The organism is Methylobacterium persicinum, from assembly GCF_022179525.1.
In the GTDB taxonomy this organism is placed as follows: domain Bacteria; phylum Pseudomonadota; class Alphaproteobacteria; order Rhizobiales; family Beijerinckiaceae; genus Methylobacterium; species Methylobacterium persicinum.
In genome coordinates this window covers 52,325-76,484 of record NZ_BPQX01000016.1, presented here as the reverse complement: position 1 = coordinate 76,484, position 24,160 = coordinate 52,325, and the positions used below count along the sequence as shown (strand labels likewise).

At 68.5% G+C, this 24,160-nt stretch carries 21 protein-coding genes; 8 read left to right on the top strand and 13 right to left on the bottom strand.

Going from position 1 to position 24,160, the window contains the following annotated elements:
- Positions 1–113: 113 nt before the first annotated feature.
- The 7 genes from MFF22_RS07000 to MFF22_RS06970 all read right to left on the bottom strand — a co-directional run bounded on the left by MFF22_RS07000 (position 114) and on the right by MFF22_RS06970 (position 6,930).
- Complete coding sequence (locus MFF22_RS07000) at positions 114–1,037, bottom strand: amino acid ABC transporter substrate-binding protein (protein WP_238248270.1); 924 nt, start codon at positions 1,035–1,037, stop codon at positions 114–116.
- A 374-nt stretch (positions 1,038–1,411) separates the two neighbouring features.
- Positions 1,412–2,533, bottom strand: a complete 1,122-nt coding sequence (locus MFF22_RS06995; protein ID WP_238248269.1) for a branched-chain amino acid ABC transporter substrate-binding protein — start codon at positions 2,531–2,533, stop codon at positions 1,412–1,414.
- 56 nt (positions 2,534–2,589) lie between these two features.
- On the bottom strand, positions 2,590–2,943 hold the full coding sequence (locus tag MFF22_RS06990; protein WP_238248268.1) for a DUF6867 family protein: 354 nt from the start codon (positions 2,941–2,943) through the stop codon (positions 2,590–2,592).
- Entirely contained in the window at positions 2,936–3,745 is an 810-nt protein-coding gene (locus tag MFF22_RS06985; protein ID WP_238248267.1) for an ABC transporter ATP-binding protein, read from the bottom strand. The genes MFF22_RS06990 and MFF22_RS06985 overlap by 8 nt, the downstream gene beginning before the upstream one ends.
- A gap of 10 nt (positions 3,746–3,755) precedes the next feature.
- Positions 3,756–4,616: an ABC transporter ATP-binding protein gene (locus MFF22_RS06980; protein WP_238248266.1), complete on the bottom strand. Its 861-nt coding sequence runs from the start codon at positions 4,614–4,616 to the stop codon at positions 3,756–3,758.
- On the bottom strand, positions 4,616–6,013 hold the full coding sequence (livM, locus tag MFF22_RS06975) for a high-affinity branched-chain amino acid ABC transporter permease LivM (protein ID WP_238248265.1): 1,398 nt from the start codon (positions 6,011–6,013) through the stop codon (positions 4,616–4,618). The genes MFF22_RS06980 and livM overlap by 1 nt, the downstream gene beginning before the upstream one ends.
- Positions 6,013–6,930 (bottom strand): branched-chain amino acid ABC transporter permease, encoded by a 918-nt coding sequence (locus MFF22_RS06970; RefSeq protein WP_238248264.1) that lies wholly within the window; start codon positions 6,928–6,930, stop codon positions 6,013–6,015. The genes livM and MFF22_RS06970 overlap by 1 nt, the downstream gene beginning before the upstream one ends.
- A 228-nt stretch (positions 6,931–7,158) precedes the next feature.
- Between MFF22_RS06970 and MFF22_RS06965 the strand changes: the two genes are divergently transcribed.
- From MFF22_RS06965 to MFF22_RS06950, 4 genes are all read left to right on the top strand, one after another.
- Positions 7,159–8,439, top strand: a complete 1,281-nt coding sequence (locus tag MFF22_RS06965; RefSeq protein ID WP_238248263.1) for a dicarboxylate/amino acid:cation symporter — start codon at positions 7,159–7,161, stop codon at positions 8,437–8,439.
- Positions 8,440–8,452: 13 nt separating this feature from the next.
- A complete protein-coding gene (locus tag MFF22_RS06960) occupies positions 8,453–9,361 on the top strand; it encodes an amino acid ABC transporter substrate-binding protein (protein ID WP_238248262.1) in 909 nt (302 codons plus the stop codon).
- A gap of 81 nt (positions 9,362–9,442) precedes the next feature.
- Positions 9,443–10,099: a DUF1007 family protein gene (locus MFF22_RS06955; RefSeq protein WP_238248261.1), complete on the top strand. Its 657-nt coding sequence runs from the start codon at positions 9,443–9,445 to the stop codon at positions 10,097–10,099.
- Positions 10,090–11,091 carry a nickel/cobalt transporter gene (locus MFF22_RS06950; RefSeq protein ID WP_238248260.1) on the top strand — a complete coding sequence of 334 codons (1,002 nt, stop codon included), beginning with the start codon at positions 10,090–10,092 and terminating at the stop codon, positions 11,089–11,091. Before MFF22_RS06955 ends, MFF22_RS06950 begins: the two co-directional genes overlap by 10 nt.
- 223 nt (positions 11,092–11,314) lie before the next feature.
- Here MFF22_RS06950 and MFF22_RS06945 read toward each other — a convergent pair whose 3' ends face one another.
- The 4 genes from MFF22_RS06945 to MFF22_RS06930 are packed head-to-tail and all read right to left on the bottom strand — an operon-like array spanning position 11,315 to position 14,100.
- Entirely contained in the window at positions 11,315–11,785 is a 471-nt protein-coding gene (locus MFF22_RS06945) for a hypothetical protein (protein ID WP_238248259.1), read from the bottom strand.
- A complete protein-coding gene (locus MFF22_RS06940) occupies positions 11,782–12,600 on the bottom strand; it encodes an FAD:protein FMN transferase (protein ID WP_238248258.1) in 819 nt (272 codons plus the stop codon). The genes MFF22_RS06945 and MFF22_RS06940 overlap by 4 nt, the downstream gene beginning before the upstream one ends.
- Before the next feature lie 28 nt (positions 12,601–12,628).
- Positions 12,629–13,159, bottom strand: a complete 531-nt coding sequence (locus MFF22_RS06935) for an FMN-binding protein (protein WP_238248257.1) — start codon at positions 13,157–13,159, stop codon at positions 12,629–12,631.
- A gap of 59 nt (positions 13,160–13,218) precedes the next feature.
- Positions 13,219–14,100: a DUF6662 family protein gene (locus MFF22_RS06930; RefSeq protein WP_238248256.1), complete on the bottom strand. Its 882-nt coding sequence runs from the start codon at positions 14,098–14,100 to the stop codon at positions 13,219–13,221.
- A gap of 308 nt (positions 14,101–14,408) precedes the next feature.
- On the opposite strand from MFF22_RS06930, the gene MFF22_RS06925 reads away from it, so the two are divergent.
- Positions 14,409–15,287: a beta-keto acid cleavage family enzyme gene (locus tag MFF22_RS06925; protein ID WP_238248255.1), complete on the top strand. Its 879-nt coding sequence runs from the start codon at positions 14,409–14,411 to the stop codon at positions 15,285–15,287.
- 290 nt (positions 15,288–15,577) lie between these two features.
- Positions 15,578–16,795 (top strand): ABC transporter substrate-binding protein, encoded by a 1,218-nt coding sequence (locus MFF22_RS06920; protein ID WP_238248254.1) that lies wholly within the window; start codon positions 15,578–15,580, stop codon positions 16,793–16,795.
- Positions 16,796–17,059: 264 nt separating this feature from the next.
- On the opposite strand, the gene MFF22_RS06915 is transcribed toward MFF22_RS06920, so the two are convergent.
- Both MFF22_RS06915 and MFF22_RS06910 read right to left on the bottom strand, forming a co-directional pair.
- Positions 17,060–20,329: an autotransporter family protein gene (locus tag MFF22_RS06915; protein WP_238248253.1), complete on the bottom strand. Its 3,270-nt coding sequence runs from the start codon at positions 20,327–20,329 to the stop codon at positions 17,060–17,062.
- 218 nt (positions 20,330–20,547) lie between these two features.
- On the bottom strand, positions 20,548–21,144 hold the full coding sequence (locus MFF22_RS06910) for an LOG family protein (RefSeq protein ID WP_238248252.1): 597 nt from the start codon (positions 21,142–21,144) through the stop codon (positions 20,548–20,550).
- A 231-nt stretch (positions 21,145–21,375) separates the two neighbouring features.
- Between MFF22_RS06910 and MFF22_RS06905 the strand changes: the two genes are divergently transcribed.
- The gene (locus MFF22_RS06905; protein WP_238248251.1) at positions 21,376–22,923 is read left to right on the top strand and encodes a LysM peptidoglycan-binding domain-containing protein; all 1,548 of its coding nucleotides are present in this window, start codon (positions 21,376–21,378) and stop codon (positions 22,921–22,923) included.
- A 368-nt stretch (positions 22,924–23,291) separates the two neighbouring features.
- The gene (gene motA / locus MFF22_RS06900; RefSeq protein ID WP_238248250.1) at positions 23,292–24,149 is read left to right on the top strand and encodes a flagellar motor stator protein MotA; all 858 of its coding nucleotides are present in this window, start codon (positions 23,292–23,294) and stop codon (positions 24,147–24,149) included.
- Positions 24,150–24,160 lie beyond the last annotated feature (11 nt).

The window sequence follows — 24,160 nt, the reverse complement described above, 5'->3', positions numbered from 1 at the left end:
CGCAGATGCGGGCGCCTCAGGATGAGGATGGGGCTTGGAAACCCGAACCAGTCTCGGCACCGTAGAGGCACCCCGCGGATCATGCCGCGGGGCGCTTGTTGTGACGCGAAAACTCAGTAAGCGGCCGGATCGGGGCTGTCGATCGGCTTCGTGAACTGCTTCTTCATCTCGTCGCTCATCGGCAGGTTCAGGTTGATGTTGCGCGGCGGGATCGGCTGCGTGAACCACTTGTCGTAGAGCGCCTTGCCCTCGGGGCTGGTGTAGAGCTTGGCGGTGGCCTCGTCGGCAACCTGCTTGAAGGGCGCGTCGTCCTTGCGCAGCATGATGCCATAGGGCTCGGGCTTCGAGAGGGAGTCCTTGGAGATCTCGTAGGCGCCCGGATCCTTCGACGAGGCGACAAGGGAGGCCAGCAGCACGTCGTCCATCACGAAGGCGACCGCGCGGCCGGTCTCGACCATCAGGAACGCCTCGGCATGATCCTTGGCGGGCAGGATCGTCAGACCGAGCTTCTTCTCGGTGTTGGCCTCGTTGATCTGACGGATGTTGGTGGTGCCGGAGGTCGAGACGACAGTCTTGCCCTTCAGGTCCTCGATCGTGTGCAGGTTGGCCGACTTCTTCGACACGAAGCGCGTGGCGGTCAGGAAGTGGCTATTGGTGAAGCCCACCTGCTTCTGGCGGTCGGCATTGTTCGTGGTCGACCCGCATTCGAGGTCGATCGTGCCGTTGGCCATCAGCGGGATGCGAGTCGCCGAGGTGACCGGGTTGAGCTTCACGTCGAGCTTCGGGAGGCCGAGCTTGGCCTTCACCGCGTCGGCGATCTTGTAGCAGATGTCCAAGGCGTAGCCGACCGGCTTCTCGTCGCCACCGAGATAGGAGAACGGCACGGAGGAATCGCGGTAGCCGATGGTGATGGCGCCGGAATCCTTCACCTTCTTGAGGGTGCCCGTCAGGTCCTCGGCACTCGCGGCGAGGGGCGCCAGGGCGAGGCTGAGGCCGAGCGCCGCGGCAAAGCCACGGCGAGCGAGAACGAACTGCATCGGTACGGAACTCCTGGGTCTGGCCGAGCGATGTCGGCAAGCGGTGTCGGGTGCAGGGCCGCCCGCACGGGCGACGCCTTTGCAACGTTGATGCCGGAAAGGCAGGGTTGAATAAGGAATTCCGGCGGCCGGCCGGCCCACGGGCCGGTTTCCGGCCTTCGTGAACCGTATCGATCCGTCCGGAACCACGATCCCGCCTCTCCGACACTCGGAGCCGGGCCGTGCGCCCGTGCGAGCGGCATGTTGCATGTTTTTCGGGCGGGCGCACCGGGGCGATCCGCTGAGCCCACAGGCCCCCGTTGACGATTCCCGCTCTTTCGCAACGCACGATGCCGCCCCCCTGGGGGACGGCATCGCGTCGGCGTCGGGGAGGGTTACTGGGTCAGTTCGTTGCCGGCATAGCCGATCTGGCCGTCGGCGCCCTTCTTCCACTCGTAGATGACGTAGTCGGGCTTGGTGATGTCGCCCTTCTTGTCGAGGGAGATCGGTCCGAGCACCGTCTGGAACGGCTTGCCCTCATGCATGTAGGCGGCGATCTTCTTGCCATCGAGGGACTTGGCGCCCTCGGCCGCCTGCTTGAAGATCTGCGCGGCGGCGTAGGCGTAGAGGGTGTAGGCTTCGGGGTCGATGCCCTTGGCCTTGAAGGCGGCGACCGCGTCCTTGGCGGCGGGGTTCTTGCGCGCATCCGGCGGGAAGGTGGTCAGCGTCCCCTCCGCGGCGGGGCCGGCGATGGCGACGAGTTCCCGGTCGACCATGCCGTCGCCGCCCATCATCGGCGCCTTCAGGCCCTGGTCGCGCATCTGGCGGATGATCAGGCCGGCCTCGGTGTAGTAGCCGCCGAAATACACGATATCGACGCCGTTCTGCTTCAGCTTCGAGACGAGGGCCGAATAGTCCTTCTCGCCGGGGTTCACGCCCTCGTAGAGGGTTTCCTTGCCGCCCTTGGCCTTGAACGCCTTCAGGGTCTCGTCGGCCAGACCCTTGCCGTAGGGGGTCTTGTCGTGGACGAAGGCGACCTTCTTGCCCTTGAACTTGGTGGCGAGGTAATCGCCCGCCACGGCGCCCTGCTGGTCGTCCCGGCCGCAGGTGCGGAAGGTGTTCCACAGGCCGCGCTCGGTGAACTTCACGTTGGTCGAGGCGGGGGTGATCTCGACGATGCCCGCGTCGGCATAGACGTCGGAGGCCGGGATCGAGACGCCCGAGTTGAAGTGGCCGACGACGAACTTCACCTTGTCCGATGCGAACTTGTTGGCCACCGACACGCCCTGCTTCGGGTCGGAGGCATCGTCGCCGACGGTCATCTCGACCTTCTGGCCGTTGATGCCGCCCGCCTTGTTGAAGTCCTCCACCGCCTGGGCGGTGCCGTTCTTGAGCTGGGCGCCGAAGGCCGCGCTGTTGCCGGTGATCGGCGCGCCGACGCCGATCTTGACCTGCGCCAAGGCCGGTCCCGAGGTCAGGACGCCGAGCGCGAGGCCCGCCAGAAGTACCGATCGCATCGCCACACTCCCCTGTCAGCGCCCGGAACGGCCGGGCGAACCGAGTTGCCGAAAGCTCAAGACCGGCGCGCGCGCCATGTCAGCGGCGTGGTCTTCTCATAGAGCCAGCGGTACTGACTCGTCATCTGGCGGGTCCGGGTGGCCCGGAAGCCCGCGGACCCGATCACCACCACCACCAGCGCATCGACGGCGTAGTAGTGCGCCGAGAGCAGCGTCCCGCCGAACAGGGCGTAATGGATGAAGCGCACCGCCGCCGCGACCAGCAGGAGCGCCGGAAGACAGTGCCAGTACGGCCGCCAGCCCTTGGCGATGCCCCTCGCGGCCATCCACCCGGCCCAGCCGCCCATCACCACCGTGACGAGGAGGAACAGCCAGACCGACCCTTCTTCGTAGAGCAGGCCGTCAAGCATGCGCGTCTCCCGCCGCCGGGGCGGCATGGCCGCCTTCGAGATAGGCCGCCTTCACGGAGGGGTCGTCGAGCAACTGGCGGCCCGTGCCGCTCATGGTGATCCGCCCGTTGACCAGCACGTAGCCCCGGTGGGCGAGCTTCAGGGCGTGATAGGCGTTCTGCTCCACGAGGAAGATCGTCATCCCATCCTCCCGGTTGAGGCGGCGGATCGCGTCGAAGATGCCCTTCACCACCAGGGGCGCGAGGCCGAGCGAAGGCTCGTCGAGGAGCAAAAGCTTCGGCCGGCTCATCAGGGCCCGGGCGATGGCGAGCATCTGCTGCTCGCCCCCGGACATGGTGCCGGCCCGCTGGTGCAGGCGCTCGCCCACCCGGGGGAACAGGGCGACGACCTTGTCGAGGTCCTCAGCGAAGTAGCGCCCCCCGTGCAGGGCCGCGCCCATCTGCAGGTTCTCGTGCACCGACATCCGCGGGAAGACCCGCCGTCCCTCCGGCGACTGGGCGATCCCGAGCCGGGCGATGGCATGGGTCGGCACCCGGGTGATGTCCCGGCCCTCGTAGGTGATGGTGCCCGAGCGGGCCTGGGGCGCGCCGAACACGGTCATCATCAGGGTCGACTTGCCGGCACCGTTGGCGCCGATCAGCGTCACGATCTCACCCTCGCCGACATCGAGATCGACGCCCTTCAGGGCGGCGACGCTGCCGTAATAGGTCGAGACGCCCCGCACCGACAGGAGCGGCGGCTTGCCCCCGGCCTGGATCGCCCGGGTCTCCTCCACGAGGACGTTGATGCCGGCGACGCTCACGGGTTCGTCCTCATGCGGGCGCCCCTTCGTGCGGAAGGGACAAGCCGACCTCGGCCTCCACCGCCTCGACCTCCTCGTCCTCGACGCCGAGATAGGCGGCGATCACGCTCGGGTTGGTGCGAATCTCCTCCGGCGTGCCGTCGGCGATCTTCTTGCCGTAGTCGAGCACGACGATGTGGTCGGAGATCTCCATCACCACCGACATGTCGTGCTCGATGAGCAGGACGGAGGTGCCCTCGTGGTCGCGGATGTGGCGCAGGAGGGTGTTCAGTTCCGCCGATTCCCGCGGGTTGAGGCCCGCCGCCGGCTCGTCGAGGCAGAGCAGCACCGGATCGGTGCACATGGCCCGGGCGATCTCCAGCCGGCGCTGCGCCCCATAGGGCAGGGCGCCCGCCGGCTCGTCCGCCCGCGACAGGAGGTCGATCCGCGAGAGCCAGCCCCTGGCCTTCTCGATGGCCGCCTTCTCGGCGTTCCGGAACCCCTTGAAGCCGAGAAGCCCGAGCACGGTGTAGCCGGAGGCCCGCATCAGGGTCTTGTGCTGGGCGACGAGGAGGTTCTCCAGCACCGTCATGCCGGGGAACAGGCGGATGTTCTGGAAGGTGCGCGCCACCCGGGCGGTGCGGTTCACCGCGTGGTTCGGGAGGCGCTCCAGCAAATGGGCGCTGCCGTCGGCATGGGTGAGGGTCAGCATCCCCTCGGTCGGCTTGTAGAAGCCGGTGATGCAGTTGAACACGGTGGTCTTGCCGGCGCCGTTCGGGCCGATCAGAGCGGTGATGTCGCCGGCCTTCGCCGAGAAGGAGAGGTCCGACACGGCGGTGAGACCGCCAAAGCGCATGGTCAGGTGATCGACCGTCAGGACGGGGGCCGCCATCAGCCGTGCCCTTCGCTCACATGGGCGCCGGATATCGCCCGGCGCTCGCCCAGCGTCACCGAGGGCATCCGCACCGAGATCAGGCCCCGGGGCCGCCAGACCATCATCGCCACCATGGCGAGGCCGAAGAGCAGGAGCCGGTACTCGCTGGGGTCGAACCCCTCGCCGAACACCGCCTTCAGCCCCCCGAGGTTGCGCAGCATCTCGGGGCCCGCCACCATCGCCACCGCCGCGATCGCCACGCCGAACTGGCTGCCCATGCCGCCGAGGACCACGATCGCCAGGATGATCGCGCTCTCGAGGAAGGTGAAGCTCTCCGGCGAGATGAAGCCCTGGCGCACGGCGAAGAACGACCCGGCGATGCCGCCGAAGGCCGCCCCGAGGGCGAAGGCGGTGAGCTTCGTGGCCGTGGTGTCGATCCCCAGCGACCGGCAGGCGATCTCATCCTCGCGCAGGGCCTCCCAGGCCCGGCCGATGGGCAAGCGCCGCAGGCGCAGGGTGACGAAGTTGGTGATCAGCGCGAGCACGAGGATCAGGTAGTAGAGGAACACCACCCGGTGCATCGAATCGTAGTCGAGGCCGAACCGGGCGGCGAATCCGTCCTCGTCGGCCGAGAAGGGGATGCCGAAGAACGTCGCCCGGGGAATCGAGGAGATGCCCGCCGACCCACCGGTCACGTCCGTCCAGTTGATGAGCACCAGCCGGATGATCTCACCGAAGGCCAGCGTCACGATGGCGAGGTAGTCCCCCCGCAGGCGCAGGACGGGGAAGCCGAGGAGCATTCCCCACAGCCCCGCGAACAGGCCCGCCAGGGGCAAGCACACCCAGAACGACAGGCCGAAGGTCGTCGAGAGCAGGGCGTAGGAATAGGCGCCGACGGCGTAGAAGGCGACGTAGCCGAGGTCGAGGAGGCCCGCGAGGCCGACCACGATGTTCAGCCCCCAGCCGAGCATCACGTAGGTGAGGATCAGGATCCCGAGGTCGATCCAGTAGCGGGCGGAGCCGAGATCCCCCGTGGCCAGGGTCGCCAGGATGGGCAGAGAGGCTGCGACCGCCACGAACACCCAAAGGCCGACCTTCGACACCTTCTGCCCGGCATCGGGCTCGGCCCCCACCGCCTCGGTCGCCTGGGCGGGGGAGGGGGCCAGCGCCCGTCTCGCGTCCCGGCGCAGCAGGAGCAGCCGCTGGAGCAGCCGGAGGCCGAAGGTCACCGCACACAGGATCGCCACCAGCCCCCAGCGGGGGACGAGGACGAGGTCGCTGCCCGGGCCCGGATCCATCCGGTAGGCGACGAGGGGCACGCAGAGTCCGAAGGCGACGAGGGCGTAGAGGGCGGCGTCGCGCAGGATGCCGCCCATCAGGCTCGCCGGCAGAGCGTCGGTGTCGGGGCGGGCCATCAGACCTTCTCGACCTCCGGCCGCCCGAGGATCCCCGAGGGCATGAAGATCAGCACGATCGCCAGGATCGAGAAGGCGGCCACGTCCTTGTACTCGATGGAGAAATAGGCCGACCAGAACGTCTCGATCAGGCCGATGATCAGCCCGCCGAGCACCGCACCGGGCAGGGAGCCGATACCGCCCAGGACCGCCGCCGTGAATGCCTTCACCCCGGGCACGAACCCGTCCGAGAAGGAGACCACCCCATAATACATGACGTAGAGGACGCCCGCGACCGCCGCGAGGGCGGCGCCGAGGACGAAGGTGAGGGAGATCGTCCGGTCCACGTCGATGCCGAGCAGGGCGGCCATCTTCCGGTCCTGCTCGCAGGCCCGCTGGGCGCGGCCGAACGGCGTGCGCTGCACGAGGTACCAGAAACCGGTGAGCAGCACTGCCGTCACCCCCATGATCAGGCACTGCTTGTACGAGAGGAACACGGCGTAGCCGTCGCGCTCGAACAGGGTGACGCCCCCCGAGAGCACCGGCGGCATCGACTTGTTGCGGGCGCCCTGCACCACCTGCACGAAGTTCGACAGGAAGATTGACACGCCGATGGCCGAGATCAGCGGCGCCAGCCGGAACGAGCCGCGCAGGGGCCTGTAGGCCACCCGCTCGATCGCCCAGCCCCACAGGGCGGTGAGCGCCATGGCCACCACCAGCACCACGAGGAAGGCCAGGATGATGGACGAGATCCCGAGCCACGTCGTGAGCAGCAGGAACGCAATCAGCGCGATGAAGCAGGAGACCATGAAAACGTCGCCATGGGCGAAGTTCACCATGCCGATGATGCCGAAGACCATCGTGTAGCCGATCGCGATCAGGCCGTAGATCGATCCGAGCGTCAGGCCGTTGATGAGCTGCTGTACGAAGACGTCCATGCATCCGTCCGGTTGGGGGCCCCGGCGGGCGGCCCACGGGGCTGATCCGCAAGTCCCGTACCGCAGGCGCAGCGGTGACGCTACAGCTTCGTCCCCGCCGTCATTGACACAAAACGGCCGCCCTCGCGACCGGATCGGCCGGCGCGGGCTTGCGCGTGGCGCAATTCCTGCCTCACCTGCACGACAGAATTCGAACAATCATCCCGTGGGGATGCGGGGAGGACATCAATGTCCGGTTCGCGGCTTACGACTCTCATCTTCGTCGGCATGGTGCTCGGCATCGCGGTCGGTTACGCGTGCAGCATCACCTGGCCGGATCCACAGACCGCCAAGGAGATCGCCGGGTACATCGCGCTGATCTCCGATATCTTCCTGCGACTCATCAAGATGATCATCGCTCCGCTGGTGTTCTCGACGCTGGTCGTGGGCATCGCCCATATGGGCGACACCGCCGCGGTCGGGCGGGTGGGCGGCAAGGCGCTCCTGTGGTTCGTGGGCGCCTCGTTCTGTTCGCTGATGCTCGGCCTTGTGCTGGTGAACCTGCTTCAGCCGGGACACAATCTGAACCTGCCGCTGCCGGATGCCGGGGCGGGCACCGGGCTGAAGGCGGCCTCGCTCTCGCTCAAGGAGTTCGTCACGCACCTCGTGCCCAAGAGCGCGGTGGAGGCGATGGCCAACAACGAGATCCTGCAGATCGTGGTCTTCTCGATCTTCTTCGGCGTGGCCCTCGCGGCCCTGGGCGAGAAGGGCCACGCCCTCGCCGCGGGGATCGAGGGACTGGCCGACGTGATGCTGAAGATCACCGGCTACGTGATGATGTTCGCCCCCGTGGCGGTCTTCGCGGCGATCGCCGCGACCATCACCACGCAGGGCATTGGCGTGCTCGTCACCTACGGCAAGTTCATGCTGATGTTCTATTTCGGGCTCTTGTGCCTGTGGTGCCTGCTCATGGCGGTGGGCGCCCTGCTCGTCGGCGGCGGCGGGATCAGCCGGCTCGTCAACCTGATCAAGGAACCCTTCGTCCTGGCGTTCTCGACGGCGTCCAGCGAGGCGGCCTATCCGAAGCTGCTCTCGAACCTCGAGACCTTCGGGGTGCCGAACAAGATCACCTCGTTCGTGCTGCCGATGGGTTACTCGTTCAATCTCGACGGGTCGATGATGTACTGCACCTTCGCGGTGATGTTCATCGCACAGGCCTACAACATCCCGCTGACCTGGACGCAGCAATTGACAATGCTGCTGCTCCTCATGGTCACGTCGAAGGGCATGGCCGGCGTGCCCCGGGCCTCCCTGGTGGTGATCTCGGCGACGCTGTCGCAGTTCAACATCCCCGAGGCGGGCCTGCTGCTGATCATCGGCATCGATCAGTTCCTCGACATGGGCCGCTCGGCGACCAACGTGCTCGGCAACAGCATCGCCACGGTCGCGGTGGCGAAGTGGGAGGGGCAGCTCACCGTGGCCGATCAGCGCCTCGACCACGTGGGCACCGCCGCCGCGCCGGCGGAATAGGAAAGCGCCACCGATGTCGCTGCGGATCGTTTGCCTCGTCGCGCTCACCCTCGCCGCCACCGGCCCCGCCGCGGCGGTGGAGGTGCTGACCGGTACCCTCAAGACCGCGGCGGAGCGCGGCGAGATCGTGATCGGCTACCGGGACAGCGCGATCCCGTTCTCCTTCGTCGAGGGCAAGGGCGCGGACGGGTCGCCCCGGGTGGTGGGCTATGCCATCGACCTGTGCAGCGAGATCGCCGACGACCTGCAGAAGGCCGTCGGGCGCCCCCTCAAGGTCCGCTACGAGCCGGTGACCGCCGAGAGCCGGATCCAGGCCGTCGCCTCGGGCAAGGTCGATCTCGAATGCGGCTCGACCACCGCCAACGCGGAGCGGCGCAAACAGGTCGCCTTCTCGCCCGTGGACTTCATCAGCGCGACGAAGCTCCTTGTCCGGAAGGGATCGCCCATCTCCTCCTACCGCGACCTTGGCGGACGGACGATCGTCGTCACCGCCGGCACCACCAACGACCGGATCCTGCGCGACCTGCTCGCCCGGCTGAAAATCGACGCGCAGGTGGTCACGGCCCCCGACCACGCGGGCTCCTTCGCGATGGTGAAGGCGGGCAAGGCCGATGCCTTCGCCACCGACGACATCCTGCTCTACGGCCTCATCGCCAGCGATGCGGCGGATGGATCGTCCTACACGGTGCTGCCGGACAAGCTCTCCTACGAGCCCTACGGCATCGTGTTCCGCAGGGACGATCCGGAGATGACCGCCCTCGTCGCGAATACCTTCACCCGCCTCGCCGAAACCCGCGAGCTGCGCTGGATTTACGAGCGCTGGTTCCTGAAGCGCCTGCCCAACGGCGAGCGGCTCGACGTCCGCATGTCGGACGACCTGCGGGTGAGCTTCCAGCTCATGGGGCTGGACGCGGGCGAATAGGGCGCCTCGCTTTCGCCCCACCTCCCGTCGACAACGCGCGCGTTCATCCTTCGTTGACCAGACGCCGCGAGCGTGCCGCCCATGCCGACCGCCGTCCTCCGCATCATCCTCGCCACCGCCGCCTGCTGCGCCGCGGGCACCGTGCAGGCGCATCCCCACGTCTGGGTCACCGCCAAGGCGCAGATCGTCTACGCAGACGGGAAGGTCACGGGCGTGCGCCATGCCTGGTCGTTCGACCCGGAATACTCGGCCTTCGTCACCCAGGGGCTCGACGCCAACAAGGACGGCAAGCTCACCCCCGACGAACTCGCCGCCCTCGCGGCGACGAACACGGAGAACCTCGCCGAGTTCGGCTACTTCACCAAGCTGAAGGTCGCCGGCAAGGAACAAGCCTTCGCCGAGCCGAAGGAGCCGGGGATGCGGATGGAGGGCAACGCCCTTACCCTGTCCTTCCTCCTGCCCCTGAAGGTGCCGGCCACCCCCGGACGGGGTGTCGCCGCCATGGAGATCTACGACCCGACGTATTTCGTCTCCTTCGCCTTCGCCGAGGGAGCGGACGCCGTCACCCTCGCCGGCGCGCCGCAGGGCTGCACCGCCACCGTGACCCGGCCCAAGGGCGACGCCGTGAAGGTCGCCGACGCCAAGACCGGTATGAGCGAGGCGTTCTTCGAGGCCCTCACCGCCGCCTCCAATTACGGCGAGCAATTCGCCAACCGGGTGATCGTGGCATGTCCGTAGGTCTGGGCTTCGCCGACGCCGCACCGGCCTCGCGGCTGCCCCGGCGCCTCGCGCTGATGGCCGGTGCCATCGCCCTCGCCGGGCTGCTGGTCGCCCTTCTGGCGTGGCTGATCGCGCCGGGGATCGCCGCCCCGCCGCCCCGCTCGCCCTTCGGCATCGGTTTCCGGGAGGCGGCGCCCGCGGCGACCGGCCTCGGCGGGGTGATCCTCGCCCTGCAGGCGAGCTTCTCCCGGGCCATGAACAGCGCCGTCTCCGCCCTGAAGGGCGGCGGCGACTGGACGCCGCTGGTCGGGCTCGCCTTCGCCTACGGAGTGTTCCACGCGGCCGGGCCCGGCCACGGCAAGGCGGTGATCGCCGGCTACATCCTGGCCGGCGAGCGGGCCTTCCGGCGGGGCTGCGCCCTGAGCGCCTGCGCCGCCCTGCTGCAGGCGGCGGTGGCGATGGCCCTGGTCGGCGTCGGCAGCCTGATCCTCGATGCGACCGCCGCCAGCATGACCCGGGCCGGCACCGTCATCGAGACGGCGAGCTTCGCCCTCGTGGCGGCGGCCGGCCTCGCTCTGACCTGGCGCAAGGCCGGGCAGCTCGCGGGGAACCACCCCGCGGCCGGCGCCTGCGGGCCGGACTGCGCCCACATGCCGGATGCGAGCCGGGTCGCGGCGGCCGAATCCTGGCGGGAGCGGGCGGGCATCGTCGTAGCGGCGGGTTCCCGGCCCTGCGCCGGGGCGGTGCTGGTCCTGGTCTTCGCCCTGTCGCAGGGCGTGCTCTGGGCGGGCGTCCTCGCCGTGCTCGCCATGGCCGTCGGCACGGCGATCACGACCACCGCCCTCGCGGCCCTGGCGGTCTTCGCCAAGCGCGCGGCCCTGGCGCTGGCCGGGGGACGGGGGCAGTCCGGCGCCCTGGCAGTGGGCGGCCTCGAATTGCTGGCCGCCGCCTTCGTCCTGGTCCTGGGCCTCGCGATGATCGCCGGCCTCGCCACGGGTGTCGGCGGTTAGCAGGCCGCTGCAAAAGTCCGGCAAGGGAGATCATCCGCTCTGGGTGCCGGGCGTACGTGCCTCCGCCGCCGTCTTTGCGAGCGCAGCGAAGCAATCCAGGGATCCGCCCCATCTGGTCAGGTTCCGCTGCCCTGGATTGCTTCGCTGCGCTCGCAAAGACGGTGAGGATGTCGTCGATGGTGGAGAAACCTCGTCTCCTCCGAAGGATTTTCTCAGCAGCCTGTTAGAAAATCCTCCTCCGGGCTGCACGAAGGCGCCCGACGGACCGGTGCAGCAGGAACGCCCCGGGCGCGGCGAGCCCGAAGCCCCAATGGACCGTCGCGATCCAAGGGCGGATTGTCTCGTCACCGCAATAATAGAGGCCATAGGCCGTCAGGACGAGGAGGCTCGCGAGGCCGAACACGGCACCCCCGGTTCCCCGCCGCCGCCCCTGCGCCCATCCTGCCGTGACATGCGTGCCCCAGAGCAGCCCAAGGAGCCACAGGGCGGCGAAGCCGAAGGCGGCGTGCAGCATGAGGATCCACGCATCCGCGCTTCGGGGCGACGGGCCGAACTCCCCCTGCGGCACGAACACCTCGTGCGAGAGCAGCCAGACCACCCCGGTGAGCCAGAGCCCGAGGGCCACCCCGGAGACGAGGCGGCGGCGGGGCCGGGCGATCCGGCCGGTGACGATGGGGCCGCGAAACCCGGTCATCCGGCGGCGCATCCGAGGGCGTGCCACGATCCGTCCGGCTCGCGCAGATGGGCGGTCGCGCCGAACCCGGCGAGGACGTCTCCGGCACCTAGCCCCAGAGCCAGCACGACTTTCGTGAGGGCATCGGCCACAGCACAGGTCTGCGCCAGGACGCAGGCAAAACGCCCCGGCACCGTCGGCATCCGCAGAACCCCGTTGCGATGCTGACCGGCGGCAGCATGCCTGCTCTCCGCCCGGCCACCGCTGCTGGCGAGGCTGCCGTCTTCGAGCGTCACCACCGCGAGGGCCTCGTCGGGAAACCCCGTGCGCAGGGCGACCGGGCAGGCCCGGCCGATGGCGCGCAGGTCGCCGCCGGCATTGACGCAAGCCTCCGTCACCCCGGCCTCGGCCAGGGCCGCGATGGCGCGGTCCACGGCATGGCCCTTGGCGATGCCGCTGAGGTCGAGCCACAGGGCGCGGCTCAGGGAGACCACCCCGTCCTCCGCCAGCACGACATCGTCGAAGGTGGCCCGGGGATCGGGCGGCCGGGCACCTGCCGGGGCCGGCAGAAGCCCCTCCCGTACGAGATCCCCTGCCACCGTGGGGTCGAACACGCCCCGCGCGGCCCGGGCGACGGCCTGCGCCTGCCTCAGGACCGCAACCGTCTCGGGGTCGATCCGCAGGCGCTCGCCGATGCCTGCCCGGTTGAGACGGGACACGTCGCTGCCGGGACACTGGAAGCTCATCCGGTCGTGCACATGGGTGATGCGGGCGAAGGCCGCGTCGATCGCCCCGTGGGCTTGGGCCGCCGGCTGGCCCCATACGCGGATTGTCACGATCGTCCCAAGGAGGGTCCGCGCCCGCTCAACCGGAGGCGAGCGCGACGGCATAGGTGGTGAGCAGGCGCTTCACGCCGTCGGTGATATGGCGCGACGAGAGCGTCGCCCCGGAGATGTTGCGGATGTCCTCCCCGAGCCGCAGGGCCGCGCCCCGGCGCTTGCCGGTGAACTGGGCGCGCCACCCGGCCTCGCGGACCCCGTCGCCGTAGCTCTCCCGGTATTCGAGGATCTCCACGCCCCGCACCGCCCCCGACCGGTCGATGGCCAGGGCGATGGGGATGAACTCGTGCTTGCCGAGCACCTCGTCGACGATCAGCCAGCCCCCCGTGGACGCCTTCCAAGCCCGCACCTGCCTATTGCGGACGGTCACCCCCAATTCGGCCTCGATGGCGGCGACCTGATCGGAGGACAAAGCCACGGTGACGGGCGTGAGGCTCGCCCCGGGGAACAGGATCCGCTGGGCTTCGGCGAGGGTCAGATACACCGCGGCCCTGGCCGGCGCCGTGCACACGACGGACAGGGCCGCCGCGGGGAGGAGGACAAAGCTGTGCTTCATGGGTGAACCCTTGCAGCGGGAGCGCGGGGGGGCCCGTGCGGACACCTCGGAGGACGGCCTCAGAAGGCGTAGCCGACCTTCAGCGTGATCTCGTTGCGCTCGTGGGAGCGCAGGAACAGGTTCCTGCCGACGGGCGTACCGTTCTCGTCGATCCCGTGGGGCGAACCATAGACCTGCCGCAGGTATCCGAGCGTCGCCCAGAACCGCTCCCCACCGTAGTGGATCGCCGGGCCGGCCCAGTAGACCGAATGCTCGAACTTGTGGAATTGCCCGTATTCGTTGTGGTTGCGCCCCTCGATCCCCGCGAACCAGTTCGGCGCGAAGCGATAGGCCAAGCCGACCTCGTTGTTAAAATCCAGCTCGCCGGTATACCGTTTCTCGCCCTTGAAGCGGATCCCCTCGGTCTCGAGCACGAGGTTGTATGTGAAGATCAGCTGATCGTCCAAGAAGTTCTTCTGAAAGATGATGCGGTACTCGCCGCCCACCGTCCCACTATAGGCCAGACCGTCATGCAGGTCATGGGCGCCGAATTCCGGCTCCAGATAGAAGGCGAGGCCGAAGCCGTCCTTGTAAGGGCTGTAGAGGCGATAGATGAACTCCATCGACAGCCCCTGGAAATAGGTGCCGGTGCGGCGGAAGCCGGTGGCGCCGAGGGGATCGTCGTCGTCCGGCGCGCCCTTGGCATGCATCATCAGGTTATTGACGTAGAGCGAGGCCTGGAAGTCGTCGGTGACGCCGATCTCGAATTCGGTCCGGAAATCGAAGGCATTGTAGGTGCCCATGCTCCGGCTGTTGCGGTTTCGCACGACCTGCTCGATCTCAATATGCCCCGCTGGTTCGGTATCCGTCGTATAGACGCGGCTGAACAAAGGTTCTCCGGCAAATGACGGCGCGCACAGGCACACGAAAGCGGCCGCCGCCGCGACGAACTTGCGTCTCATGGAAAGCCCCAGCCGCTGAATAGGCCGCCAATACGTGGCGGCTCTCGATTCAGCGCGGTGCAGGCAAACCGCCGATTCCCAACGTTGTCAAGAACAATCGCCTATATTAGGTTTTAATAGTTATGAATACAGGCTTGAATACTCAACTCTAGGCTGAAACCCGGCATGTGGCGGGGACGAATGTCGGGCGAGGCGGGCAGATGGATGGGCTTCGATGGCGGGAGAATGTCCCGCCCAGCAATGGTCTCGCCCGGCGGCCGGGCGTAAGCGTCGGGGCGACGCCACAACAAGACAAGGGAGGACGCAACTTGGCCGACAAGACCATCGTGACCTGCGCACTCACCGGTTCCTTCGACACGCCGAAGAAGAACCCGGCGGTGCCGGTGAGCCCGAAAGCCATCGCCGAATCGGCCCTGGACGCCGCCGCAGCGGGGGCCGCCATCGTCCACATCCATGTTCGCGACCCCGAGACGGGGGCGCCCAGCATGGAATTCGACCACTACCGGGAGGTGGTGGAGCGCATCCGAGAGAGGAACGGGTCGGTCATCCTCAACCTCACGACGGGGGCGGGCGGACGCTTCGTACCGGGTGAGGCGGACCCGGCCGTGGCGGGCCCCGGCACCACCTTCGTGTCGCCGGAGGCGCGCACCCGGCATGTCTCGGCGTTGCGACCGGAGATCTGCACCCTCGACATCGCGACGATGAATTTCGGCGAGCACCTGTTCCTGAACATCCCCTCGCACCTGCGGGCGATGGCGCAGGCGATCCGCGCGGCGGGGACGAAGCCGGAGATCGAGGTGTTCGACCTCGGCCATATCGAACTCGCCCGTCATCTCATCGCCGAGGGGCATCTCGCCCGGCCGCCCCTGTTCCAGCTCTGCCTCGGCATCCCCTGGGGCGCCCCGGCGACGCCGGAGACCCTGGTGGCGATGCGCTCGCGGCTGCCGGAGGATGCAGTCTGGTCCGCCTTCGGCATCGGCCGGGCCGAGTTCCCGATGCTCGCCGTCGCGGCCGGGATGGGCGGGCATGTCAGGGTCGGCCTGGAGGACAACCTCTACCTGTCCCGCGGGCAGCTCGCGCCGAGCAACGCGGCCCTGGTGGAGAAGGCGGTGAGCCTCCTCGCCCATATCGACCGGGAACCCGCCACGCCGGACGAGGCCCGGGGGATCCTGGGGCTGGGAGGATAGCCCGGCAACGGAATCGGCAGGGCCGCGGGCGTCGCCTCCGATCTCCCGGGCAGGGCGACTGCGGGTCGATGAGGATCGCCCGCCCCCCTGTGCCGGGAGCTTGTGCCGCTCGTTCGCGTAGGGCGAGTTTGGGCAGACGGGCGGCCGCCCGCAAAGACCCCTGACGCATCGCTGCGATCCTCACGGACCGCCCGTAGGCAGCCGAAAGCGGTGCGGCTACCTTGCTCCCGGCCTGCCAACCCGCCCCGACGAACGGGACGGGACCGCAGACCTGACAGGGAGAGAGACAGATGCCGGTCCGACACCTCGCCGCGGGGGCCCTTGCCCTCCTCGGCGCGCTCCATGCTGCGCCTTCACGCGCCGCCGACCTCGTGCCGGTGAAGATCGGCGTGATGAACGACCGATCCGGCGTCTACTTCGACTCCACCGGCGAGGGTTCCGCCGTGGCGGCGCGGATGGCCGTGGAGGATTTTCAGCCGGAGGCGCACGGTCTCAAGGTCGAGGTCATCGCCGCCGACCACCAGAACAAGCCCGATGTCGGCGCGTCCATCGCCCGGCAATGGTACGACCGCGACGGCGTCGATGCGATTTTCGACGTGCCGACCTCCTCCGTGGCGCTCGCCATCGCGCAGATCACCAAGGAGAAGAACAAGGCCTTCGTGAATTCCGGGGGCGGCACCGCAGACCTGACGGGCCCGGCCTGCACGCCGAATACCGTCCACTGGACCTATGACACGGCGGCGCTCGCCAACGGAACCGGCAAGGCGCTGCTGAAACGGGGCGGCAAGAGCTGGTACTTCATCACCGCCGACTATGCCTTCGGGCTGGCCCTCGAGCGCGACACCAAGGCGGTGGTGGAGAAGAACGGCGGCAAGGTGGTGGGCGGGGTGCGCACTCCCTTCCCGAACCCTGATTTCTCCTCGTTCCTGCTCCAGGCCCAGGCCTCGGGGGCGCAGGTGATCGGGCTCGCCGATGCGGGCCTCGATGCGGCCAACGCCATCAAGCAAGCTCATGAATTCGGCATCCGCCAGGGTGGGCAGCAGCTCGCGGCGCTGCTCATCGCCATCACGGACGTGCACTCCCTGGGCCTCGACGTAGCCCAGGGCCTTCAGTTCACGGCGTCGTTCTACTGGGATCTGAACGAGGCCACCCGGGCGTTCGCGGCGCGGTTCGAGACGAAGATGCCAGGCAAGAAGCCGACCTCCTACCAAGCCGGCGTGTATGCCAGCACGCTCCATTACCTGAAGGCGGTGGAGGCCCTGCACTCGGCCAAGGACGGCGCGGCGGTGGTCGCCAAGATGAAGGAGATCCCCACCGACGACCCCCTCTTCGGCAAGGGGACGATTCGGCCGGACGGCCGCAAGATCCACCCGATGTACCTGTTCGAGGCCAAGGCGCCCTCCGAATCGAAGGGCGAGTGGGACCTCTACAAGGTGCTCGAGACCATCCCCGCCGACCAAGCCTTCCGCCCGATGAGCGAGGGCGGCTGCCCGATGATCGCGAAGTAGGGGCTGCCGTTCCCGGTCTTCGGGGATCGAGCGGGGTCTATCACCCTCTCCGTCTTTGCAAGCGTCAGCGAAGCGATCCAGGGCGGCGGACGTCTCAGGACGACGCGGATCTCTCCCTCTCACCTCATCCTGGGGTGCGGCGATAGCCGCCTCTGCGGGCGCCTCAGGATGTGGACGAGGACAGGAGAAAACATCATCGGCCATCGGGCGTGCAACAGCCCGATGGCCGGCTTCCCCTCCCCGCGAGGGGAGGGGAGGTGGTGATCAGAACCGGTAGGTGAAATTGCCCTTCACGGCCTGGTCCTGGGCGCGGGAGCCGGTTTGGCCGGTATAGGCCACGCCCAGCGTCGTGTTGGGGCCGACGCGCAGGTCGAGGCCGACCTCCGCCACCACCGCATCACGGTCGATCGGAACGCCCGCGGACAGGAAGGTCGGGCCGGTCCCGAAGGACAGGAGCGCCTTCGGCACCACATCCCCGAAGGCCCGGCGGTAGCCGAGCAGGGCATGGGCGGAGAGCGGCAGGCCGAGGCCGAAGTCGAAGGCCGTCTGCCCGCGGACACCCACCGTCATGGCGCCGAGGTCGTAGTCCCGGGCGAGGCCGGTCAGGGCCGCCACGCCGCCGGTCTCGGCGAAGCCGTCCCGGTGGATGCCGACATAGGCGCCGCCGACGAAGGGCTCGATGTAGGACAGGGCCGGCTGCACCGGCTGGACCACCGCCCCCTTCGACACCAGCACCGCCGGGGCCGGCTCGCCCATGAAGAAGCGGTAACCGATCTCGCCGAAGCCCTGCACCGTGTAGCCGCCGTAGCGGCCCGAGGGCGTATCCGCCACGCCGGGGAAGATCACCGTGCGCCGGGTGCGCAGGGACTCATCCGCGTAGACCGCGCCGAGCCGCACCGAGACCGGTCCGAGCTCGTAGCCGCCGTAGACGCCGCCGAACCCGCTCGTCACGGTCGCCGATTCGAACCGGCCGGTCGTGTCCAGGGTGTTCTCGGTGTAGCCGCCGACCACGCCGAGCTTGAAGCCGCTCGGCAGCCGCACGTCGAGGCCCGCGGCGAAGCCCGCCAGGGTCCGGTCGAGGCCGAAGGCGTTCCCGCCCGACGAGGCGCTGCCGAAGGCGCCGAAGCCCTGGCCCCAGACGCCGACCACGGTCGGGTCGAGGGTCTTCACCGGCACGGAGGAGATCACCGGCCGGCGGGAGGGCAGGTCGGCGGTGTAGCTCGCCGGCAGGTTGCCGAAGCTCAGGCCGTCCGCGGAGCCGGGGGTGGTGCCCCAGCGCAGCCGGTCGAGGATCGCCTCACGGACGAAGAAGGCGGTCTCGTAGGACGAGGACACGGTCGAGCCGTGGATGTCGCCGGCCAGGACCCGGAAGGCGCCCTGGGCCTCCGGCGTCGTGAGCCCGACCGTGGCGGCGTAGACGCCCGTGCCCGGACCGCCCGCCTGGATCGCGTTGGCGGTCGCCGCGGCGTTGCGGGTGGTGGCGATGGAGGAGAACGCCACGTCGTTGCGGGTCAGCGTCAGGTCGACCTCGGTCGGCTGGTAGCGCAGCGTCGGAGTCAGGAAGGCGAAGTTCGAGGTTACGCCCGAGAACTGCCCGGACACGCCCCCAGTGGCGTTGAGGATCGCGTACTGGGTGCGCGGATTGTAGGTGCCGGACTGGGCCAGCACCTGCACCGTTCCGCCGGCGAGGGTCGCGGTCCCCGAGACCGCCAGCCGGTCGGACTGGCCGGCGGCGTTGGCCTCGACCTGATAGACCGAGCCCGGCAGGAAGGTGGCGTTGCCAGCCACGTTCAGGGTGCCGATGGAGTTGCCCGGCGCCACCGTGCCGCCGGAAAGCGCCGCAAGGCCACCCACCGTGCCCGTGCCGCCGAGGAGGCCGCCGCCGTTGACGATGACCGTACCGCCGATCGTGCCGTTGGCGTAGAGCGCGCCGCCGCTGCCGATGCTCGCGCCGGTGTTCAGCCGGTCGGTGGGATCCATCGCCAGGGTCCCGGTGACGTTCCCGAAGTAGCCGGCGGCGGAGTAGAGGTCGAGGCGGGCCCAGTAGCTCAGCGCCGACCCGTAGAAGGCGGTGAGCGCGTTGCTCTCGGTGTTCACGATGATCTGGTTGATCGTGCCCGTGGTGAGCTGCCCGTAGAGGCCGCCGTTGGGGGCGAGGGTCTTCGCGGCGGTGGTCGAGCCGCCGTAGAGGGTGGCGAGCAGGATGGAGGCATCCGGGCCGCCGGCCGGCGCCTGCTCCCGGGGAGCCTGGGCGTAGGACAGAGTCGGCAGGCCGTAGGTCATGCGCGCCTGATAGAGCGCCTGGTTGGCCGCCGAGGGCAGGTAGGGATTGTTGGTGGTGTTGGCGGTGCTCGCCGCGCAGGCCGCGACGGTGTTGCCGCACTGGGCCGAGAGGTAGGTCTGCAGTTCGGCCTGGGCCGCGGTGAACAGGCTCGGCATGTTGATCGCCGTGCCGGTGGTCGCCGCGTTGTTGATGTAGGCCGGGTTCGTGAAGGCCTGGGCGAGGTCGTAGGCCGAGAAGGCCCGCGAGGCGATGATGTCGAGGGGGTAGTGCACGCCCAGCACGATGCGGCTGTTGGCGTAGTCCGACGCCCGCAGGAGCATGTTCTGGTATTGCTGCGGTACCAGCATCGCCAGCAGGTAGCCGTCCGTGAAGGCGTACTGCGTGTGCCCGCTCGGGAAGGACGGGTTGGTGGCGATCCCGCTCAGCGCCGTCGGGTCGAAGACGTTGTACTGGCTCTGCGCCACCTGGATCGGCCGCGACGAGCCGTAGACATCCTGGTTGGCCTGGGTGTTGCGCACGCCGTAGGCGAGGTCGAGGACGCTGTCGTAGCGGTTCGGCAGGGTGCCGGTGGTGCCGGCCGCGCCCGCGGGCGACCCGGCCGGGATGGTGTAGGGCCCGGTGGGCAGGGTGTAGCCGGCGGGGGCCACGGCCGGGACCGGCACATAGCCGGCGGGCGTGGTGCTCGGGTTGGTGGCCGCACCGTTGGCGAAGTAGTTCTTCGCCACGCCGAGATCGGCGCTGAAGACGGTGTAGGCTTGGTTCAGCAGGTTGAAGGTCGCCGTCAGCGGGCCGGTATTGCCGGTGCTGGCGCGGATGCCGGTCTGGTAGATGGCGCCGAGCTGGGGACCGAGGCCGCCCACCGGCTGCAGCGGCTGCAGGCCGCCCGCGCTCTGGGGCGTCTGGGCGGGCAGGCCGCCGGCGAGGTTGTCGGCCGGGCCGAGATTGATCCTCGTGCCGTTGGCAAGGGTGATCGTCGTCGCGAAGGCCGCGCTGCCCGGCAGCGCCTTATCGCTGATCGCCTTCTGCTGGTCCGCGACCGAGGCGCCCTGATTCTGGGCGATGGCCTGCGTCAGGTTGAGCTGGAGGGTCTGCTGGCCGACCTGAGTCCCGTTCAGGCTCAGGAACGGGCTCAGCAGGTTCAGCACGTTGACGTTGGACGGTGTGGTGTTGACGGTCTGCGCCTGCGCGGCGGATACGCCGAACGCCGCCAAGGCGAGCGCGGCGAGCGAGACTCCCTGCTTGAATTCCATTGTTGCCCCCAACCGGCTGGTCCCCCGGATGGGTGTCCTTTAACTTAGCCTTACATTGACAAGTCTGTCATAATCTCGTCATGAACTGATTCGAGCCGCAACGTGATCTTGAAGCAACAACCAGTTGTTGAAGCCGGCTAATAAAACTGGCCTCTCAATATTTGCGATGACGCGATAACCATCACGCAATTATTGCGGCCGCAACGCGGCGTGCCGCCTTACATCCGCTTGGTGATCAGCTCCTCGGCACGCTGGTCGGGCTCGCGACCGGCGGCCTGGAGCAGGGGGACGACGTCGGCAGCCTCGGGGGCGACGAGGTAGCTGAGATCGAGCCCTTCGCGGATGAAGCCGTGGCTGCGCATGTGGTCGAACAGGCCGAGCAGCGGTGTCCAGAACCCGTCCACCGAGACCAGCACGACGGGCTTCCTGTGCCGCCCGAGCTGGGCCCAGGTCAGTTGCTCGACGAGTTCCTCCAGGGTGCCGATCCCGCCCGGCAGGGTCACGAAGGCGTCGGAGCGCTCGAACATCAGGCGCTTGCGGGTGTGCATGTCCGGGACGACGATCGTCTCGTTCACGGCCTCCAGCATGTTCTCCCGGGCCTGGAGGAAGTCGGGGATGATGCCGGTGACGTGGCCCCCGCCTTCGAGCACCGCTCGGGCGACGGTGCCCATGAGCCCGACATCGCCGCCGCCGTAGACGAGGGCCATCCCGGCCCGTGCCAGGGCGGCCCCGAGGGTCTCGGCGGCCTCCCGAAAGGCGGGATTTCGGCCGAACCCGGAACCGCAATAGACACAAACCGTCCTCACCAGGGCCATCCGGCGCCCTCCTTCGCGCATCTTGGGGGCCGCCTCAGGGAGACCCGCGACCGGAGGTCCCCGCGCCAAAGTGCTGAATTCCCGCAGGATTCGCCCGTGTGGGGGAGGCGGCGGCTTGGTACCCGGCCCATGTACGGTATTATAGGCAGTGCAGTCGACGGGTTTCCATGAGGAGGTCCGCCAAGTTTCGAGTTTTCGTCCCTTGAGTGCGGGGCGATTGAGGAGGCAACGGTGGTGACGACGCGGCGGGTGCGGCACGGTATCGTCCTGACGCTCGTCGGCCTCCTGGCGGGGCTCGGGATCGTGGCCGCCCTGTACGGGGGCGGCGGCCCGAAGCGGACGGACGAGCCGGCGGCGCAGAACCCCGCGGCGGCCCTGTCGCCTGACCGCCCGGCGGGATCGGGCCCCGACGGCGCCCCGGCGACGGCGCAGGAGGGCGCCCGCAAGGATCCGGACCTGGACTCCGGCAATCGCCAGGCCGCCCGGAACGGCGCCGGTGCTACCGGCGGGGGTGCGAAACCGGGAGCGGCCGACGCCGTGCAACCCGGCGCGCCCGGCCGGGCGGATGGCGCAGCTCCGAAGGATGGCGCAGCTCCGAAGGATGGCGCAAACCCAGAAGCGCCGCGCTTCGACATCGTCCGCATCGAGCCCAACGGAGACGCCGTGGTCGCGGGACGGGGCAAGCCGAACACGGTCGTGGAGATGCTGGTGGACGGCAAGCCCGTCGCCCGGGCCCTGGCAGACCCGAACGGCCAGTTCGCCATCGTCCCGCCACCCCTTCCGAAGGGCTCCAGCGAGATCGTGCTGCGCTCCAAGACCGCCGACGGGCAGGAAACCCGCTCGGCGCAGAGCGTTGCCGTGTCGATCTCGCCGGAGGGCAAGACACGTCCCCTCGTGGCCCTGACGGCCCCCGATGCGCCGACGGTCGTGCTGTCGCAGCCCGGAGCGTCCGAGACGCCCCCGGCCACGGCAGAGGCCAGACAGGGCGGGGGAGACAAGGCGGCGGAAGCGGGCAAGGGCCCGGCCGGCGCGGCCGGCGGGCAGGCCGCGCGCATCGTGAGCGTCGATGCCGAGCCCGGCGGCCGCCTCTACGTGACCGGTGCCGGCAAGCCCGGCACCGAGGTCCGCCTCTACCTCAACGACACGCTGATTGCCCCGGGCAAGGTCGGACCGGACGGCCGCGTGACCTTCACCATCGGCCGCGGGGTGGCGCAGGGCCGCTATCAGGTCCGCCTCGACGAGATCGATCCGGCTACCGGGCACGTCACCCATCGCGCCGAAGTGCCGTTTGCCATGCCGCAGACCGTCGCCTCGGCAGCGTCGGCGCTCAAGGCTGAGACCGGTACCGCCGGAGCAGGCGGTCACAGCGCGGAGGTGGCCCGAAAGGACGCCGCCGGAACCGCTGCGGGTCAGACGACCCCGGGCAGGCCGTCGTCCGGCAGGGCAGGGACCGTGACCGGGACGCCGGGGACAGGCCAGGCCGGCGCTCCGCCTGCGACGGGTGGCGCCCCGTCCGGGCAGGCGGCCGTGTCCATGGCGGCCCCCCAGCCGGGGGCCGGGGGCGCGACCGACGGCATGCGCACGGGCGCGGTGTTCGTCCCGGGCATCGCCACCGCCCGCATCATCCGCGGCGACAACCTGTGGCAGATCAGCAAGCGGACCTACGGCCGGGGCGAGCGCTACACGGTGATCTACGACGCCAACCAAGCCCAGATCCGCGATCCCGACCTGATCTATCCGGGCCAGATCTTCGTGCTCCCCGACGACAGGCGCGGGTGACGGGGGGCCGAACGGCAGGACCGCTCAGGGTGGCGCCGTGGCCGTCTCTCCGGAGCCGGAACCGGAGGAAGCAGACGCGCCTTAGAACTAGTTAACAACCGCACGCGACGTTTCATGAAAAACTGATCAGTTCATATTTTAGAACTCGATAGTAAATTTTAATCATTGCTCTTTATGAATTAGGTTGCGTCATTTTCCGCGCGAAGCGTTTGTTATCGCGCGGAATGTCCGCAGAATGAACTTCAACGTGGCACGGTGCCGGCCAGCCTCCGCACTCATTTAAACAGTGAGTTAGGAGGTCGATGAGACGATGCCCTCATCAGTAGCTGGCGTGGGCCGTATCTGCCGCCACGCAAGGATAGCAATTTATGCGGCTGATCGTTGGTGCACTGGTCGTCTTCGCTTGCGTTTTCGGCAGTTACGCGCAGATGGGTGGCCACCTGCTCGTCCTCTGGCAGCCGTTCGAGTTCGTCATCATCCTCGGCTCCGCGATCGGCGCCTTCATCATCGGCAACATCGGGCCGGTGCTCAAATCCGTACCCAGCATGCTGGCCACGCTGGTGAAGGGCCCGAAGTACTCGCAGCAATGCTATCTCGAACTGCTGGGAATGCAGTTCTCGTTGTTCAAACTCGCCAAGCAGAAGGGTTCGATGGCGCTCGAGCCGCACATCGAGAATCCGAGCGAGTCGACACTGTTCAACGCCTTCCCGACCTTCGCAGCGAACCATCACGCGGTCGAATTCGTCTGCGACTACATGCGGATGGTGACGCTGGGCGTCAACAACGTCTACGAGATCGAAGTCCTCATGGACGAGGAACTGGAGACGCACCACGAGGAGCAGGAGCGCCTCGTCTCGGCCATGCAGTCGCTCGCCGACGGAACGCCGGCGCTCGGCATCGTCGCCGCCGTGCTCGGCGTGATCAAGACGATGGGGGCGATCAAGGAGCCGCCGGAGGTGCTGGGACATCTGATCGGCGGCGCGCTCGTCGGCACCTTCTTCGGCGTCTTCGTCGCCTACGGCTTCTTCGGCCCCATGGCGCAGTCGCTCAAGAGCCTCTTCGCGGCCGAATCCAAATACTACCTTTCGCTGAAGGCGGGTCTGCTGGCCCATATCAGCGGACAGCCGCCGGTGATGTCGATCGAGTTTGCCCGCAAGTCTCTGCTGAGCGACGTCCGCCCGACCTTCGACGAAGTGGAAAAGGCGACCGCCGCCCTTCCCGCCTAGATCCGACTCAT

Bases quoted from the DNA above. Each gene is read 5' to 3' on its own strand.
- MFF22_RS07000 (WP_238248270.1), bottom strand. From the start codon at position 1,037: ATGCAGTTCGTTCTCGCTCGCCGTGGCTTTGCCGCGGCGCTCGGCCTC.
- MFF22_RS06995 (WP_238248269.1), bottom strand. From the start codon at position 2,533: ATGCGATCGGTACTTCTGGCGGGCCTCGCGCTCGGCGTCCTGACCTCG.
- MFF22_RS06990 (WP_238248268.1), bottom strand. From the start codon at position 2,943: ATGCTTGACGGCCTGCTCTACGAAGAAGGGTCGGTCTGGCTGTTCCTC.
- MFF22_RS06980 (WP_238248266.1), bottom strand. From the start codon at position 4,616: ATGGCGGCCCCCGTCCTGACGGTCGATCACCTGACCATGCGCTTTGGC.
- livM (WP_238248265.1), bottom strand. From the start codon at position 6,013: ATGGCCCGCCCCGACACCGACGCTCTGCCGGCGAGCCTGATGGGCGGC.
- MFF22_RS06970 (WP_238248264.1), bottom strand. From the start codon at position 6,930: ATGGACGTCTTCGTACAGCAGCTCATCAACGGCCTGACGCTCGGATCG.
- MFF22_RS06965 (WP_238248263.1), top strand. From the start codon at position 7,159: ATGTCCGGTTCGCGGCTTACGACTCTCATCTTCGTCGGCATGGTGCTC.
- MFF22_RS06960 (WP_238248262.1), top strand. From the start codon at position 8,453: ATGTCGCTGCGGATCGTTTGCCTCGTCGCGCTCACCCTCGCCGCCACC.
- MFF22_RS06955 (WP_238248261.1), top strand. From the start codon at position 9,443: ATGCCGACCGCCGTCCTCCGCATCATCCTCGCCACCGCCGCCTGCTGC.
- MFF22_RS06950 (WP_238248260.1), top strand. From the start codon at position 10,090: ATGTCCGTAGGTCTGGGCTTCGCCGACGCCGCACCGGCCTCGCGGCTG.
- MFF22_RS06945 (WP_238248259.1), bottom strand. From the start codon at position 11,785: ATGACCGGGTTTCGCGGCCCCATCGTCACCGGCCGGATCGCCCGGCCC.
- MFF22_RS06935 (WP_238248257.1), bottom strand. From the start codon at position 13,159: ATGAAGCACAGCTTTGTCCTCCTCCCCGCGGCGGCCCTGTCCGTCGTG.
- MFF22_RS06930 (WP_238248256.1), bottom strand. From the start codon at position 14,100: ATGAGACGCAAGTTCGTCGCGGCGGCGGCCGCTTTCGTGTGCCTGTGC.
- MFF22_RS06920 (WP_238248254.1), top strand. From the start codon at position 15,578: ATGCCGGTCCGACACCTCGCCGCGGGGGCCCTTGCCCTCCTCGGCGCG.
- MFF22_RS06915 (WP_238248253.1), bottom strand. From the start codon at position 20,329: ATGGAATTCAAGCAGGGAGTCTCGCTCGCCGCGCTCGCCTTGGCGGCG.
- MFF22_RS06910 (WP_238248252.1), bottom strand. From the start codon at position 21,144: ATGGCCCTGGTGAGGACGGTTTGTGTCTATTGCGGTTCCGGGTTCGGC.
- motA (WP_238248250.1), top strand. From the start codon at position 23,292: ATGCGGCTGATCGTTGGTGCACTGGTCGTCTTCGCTTGCGTTTTCGGC.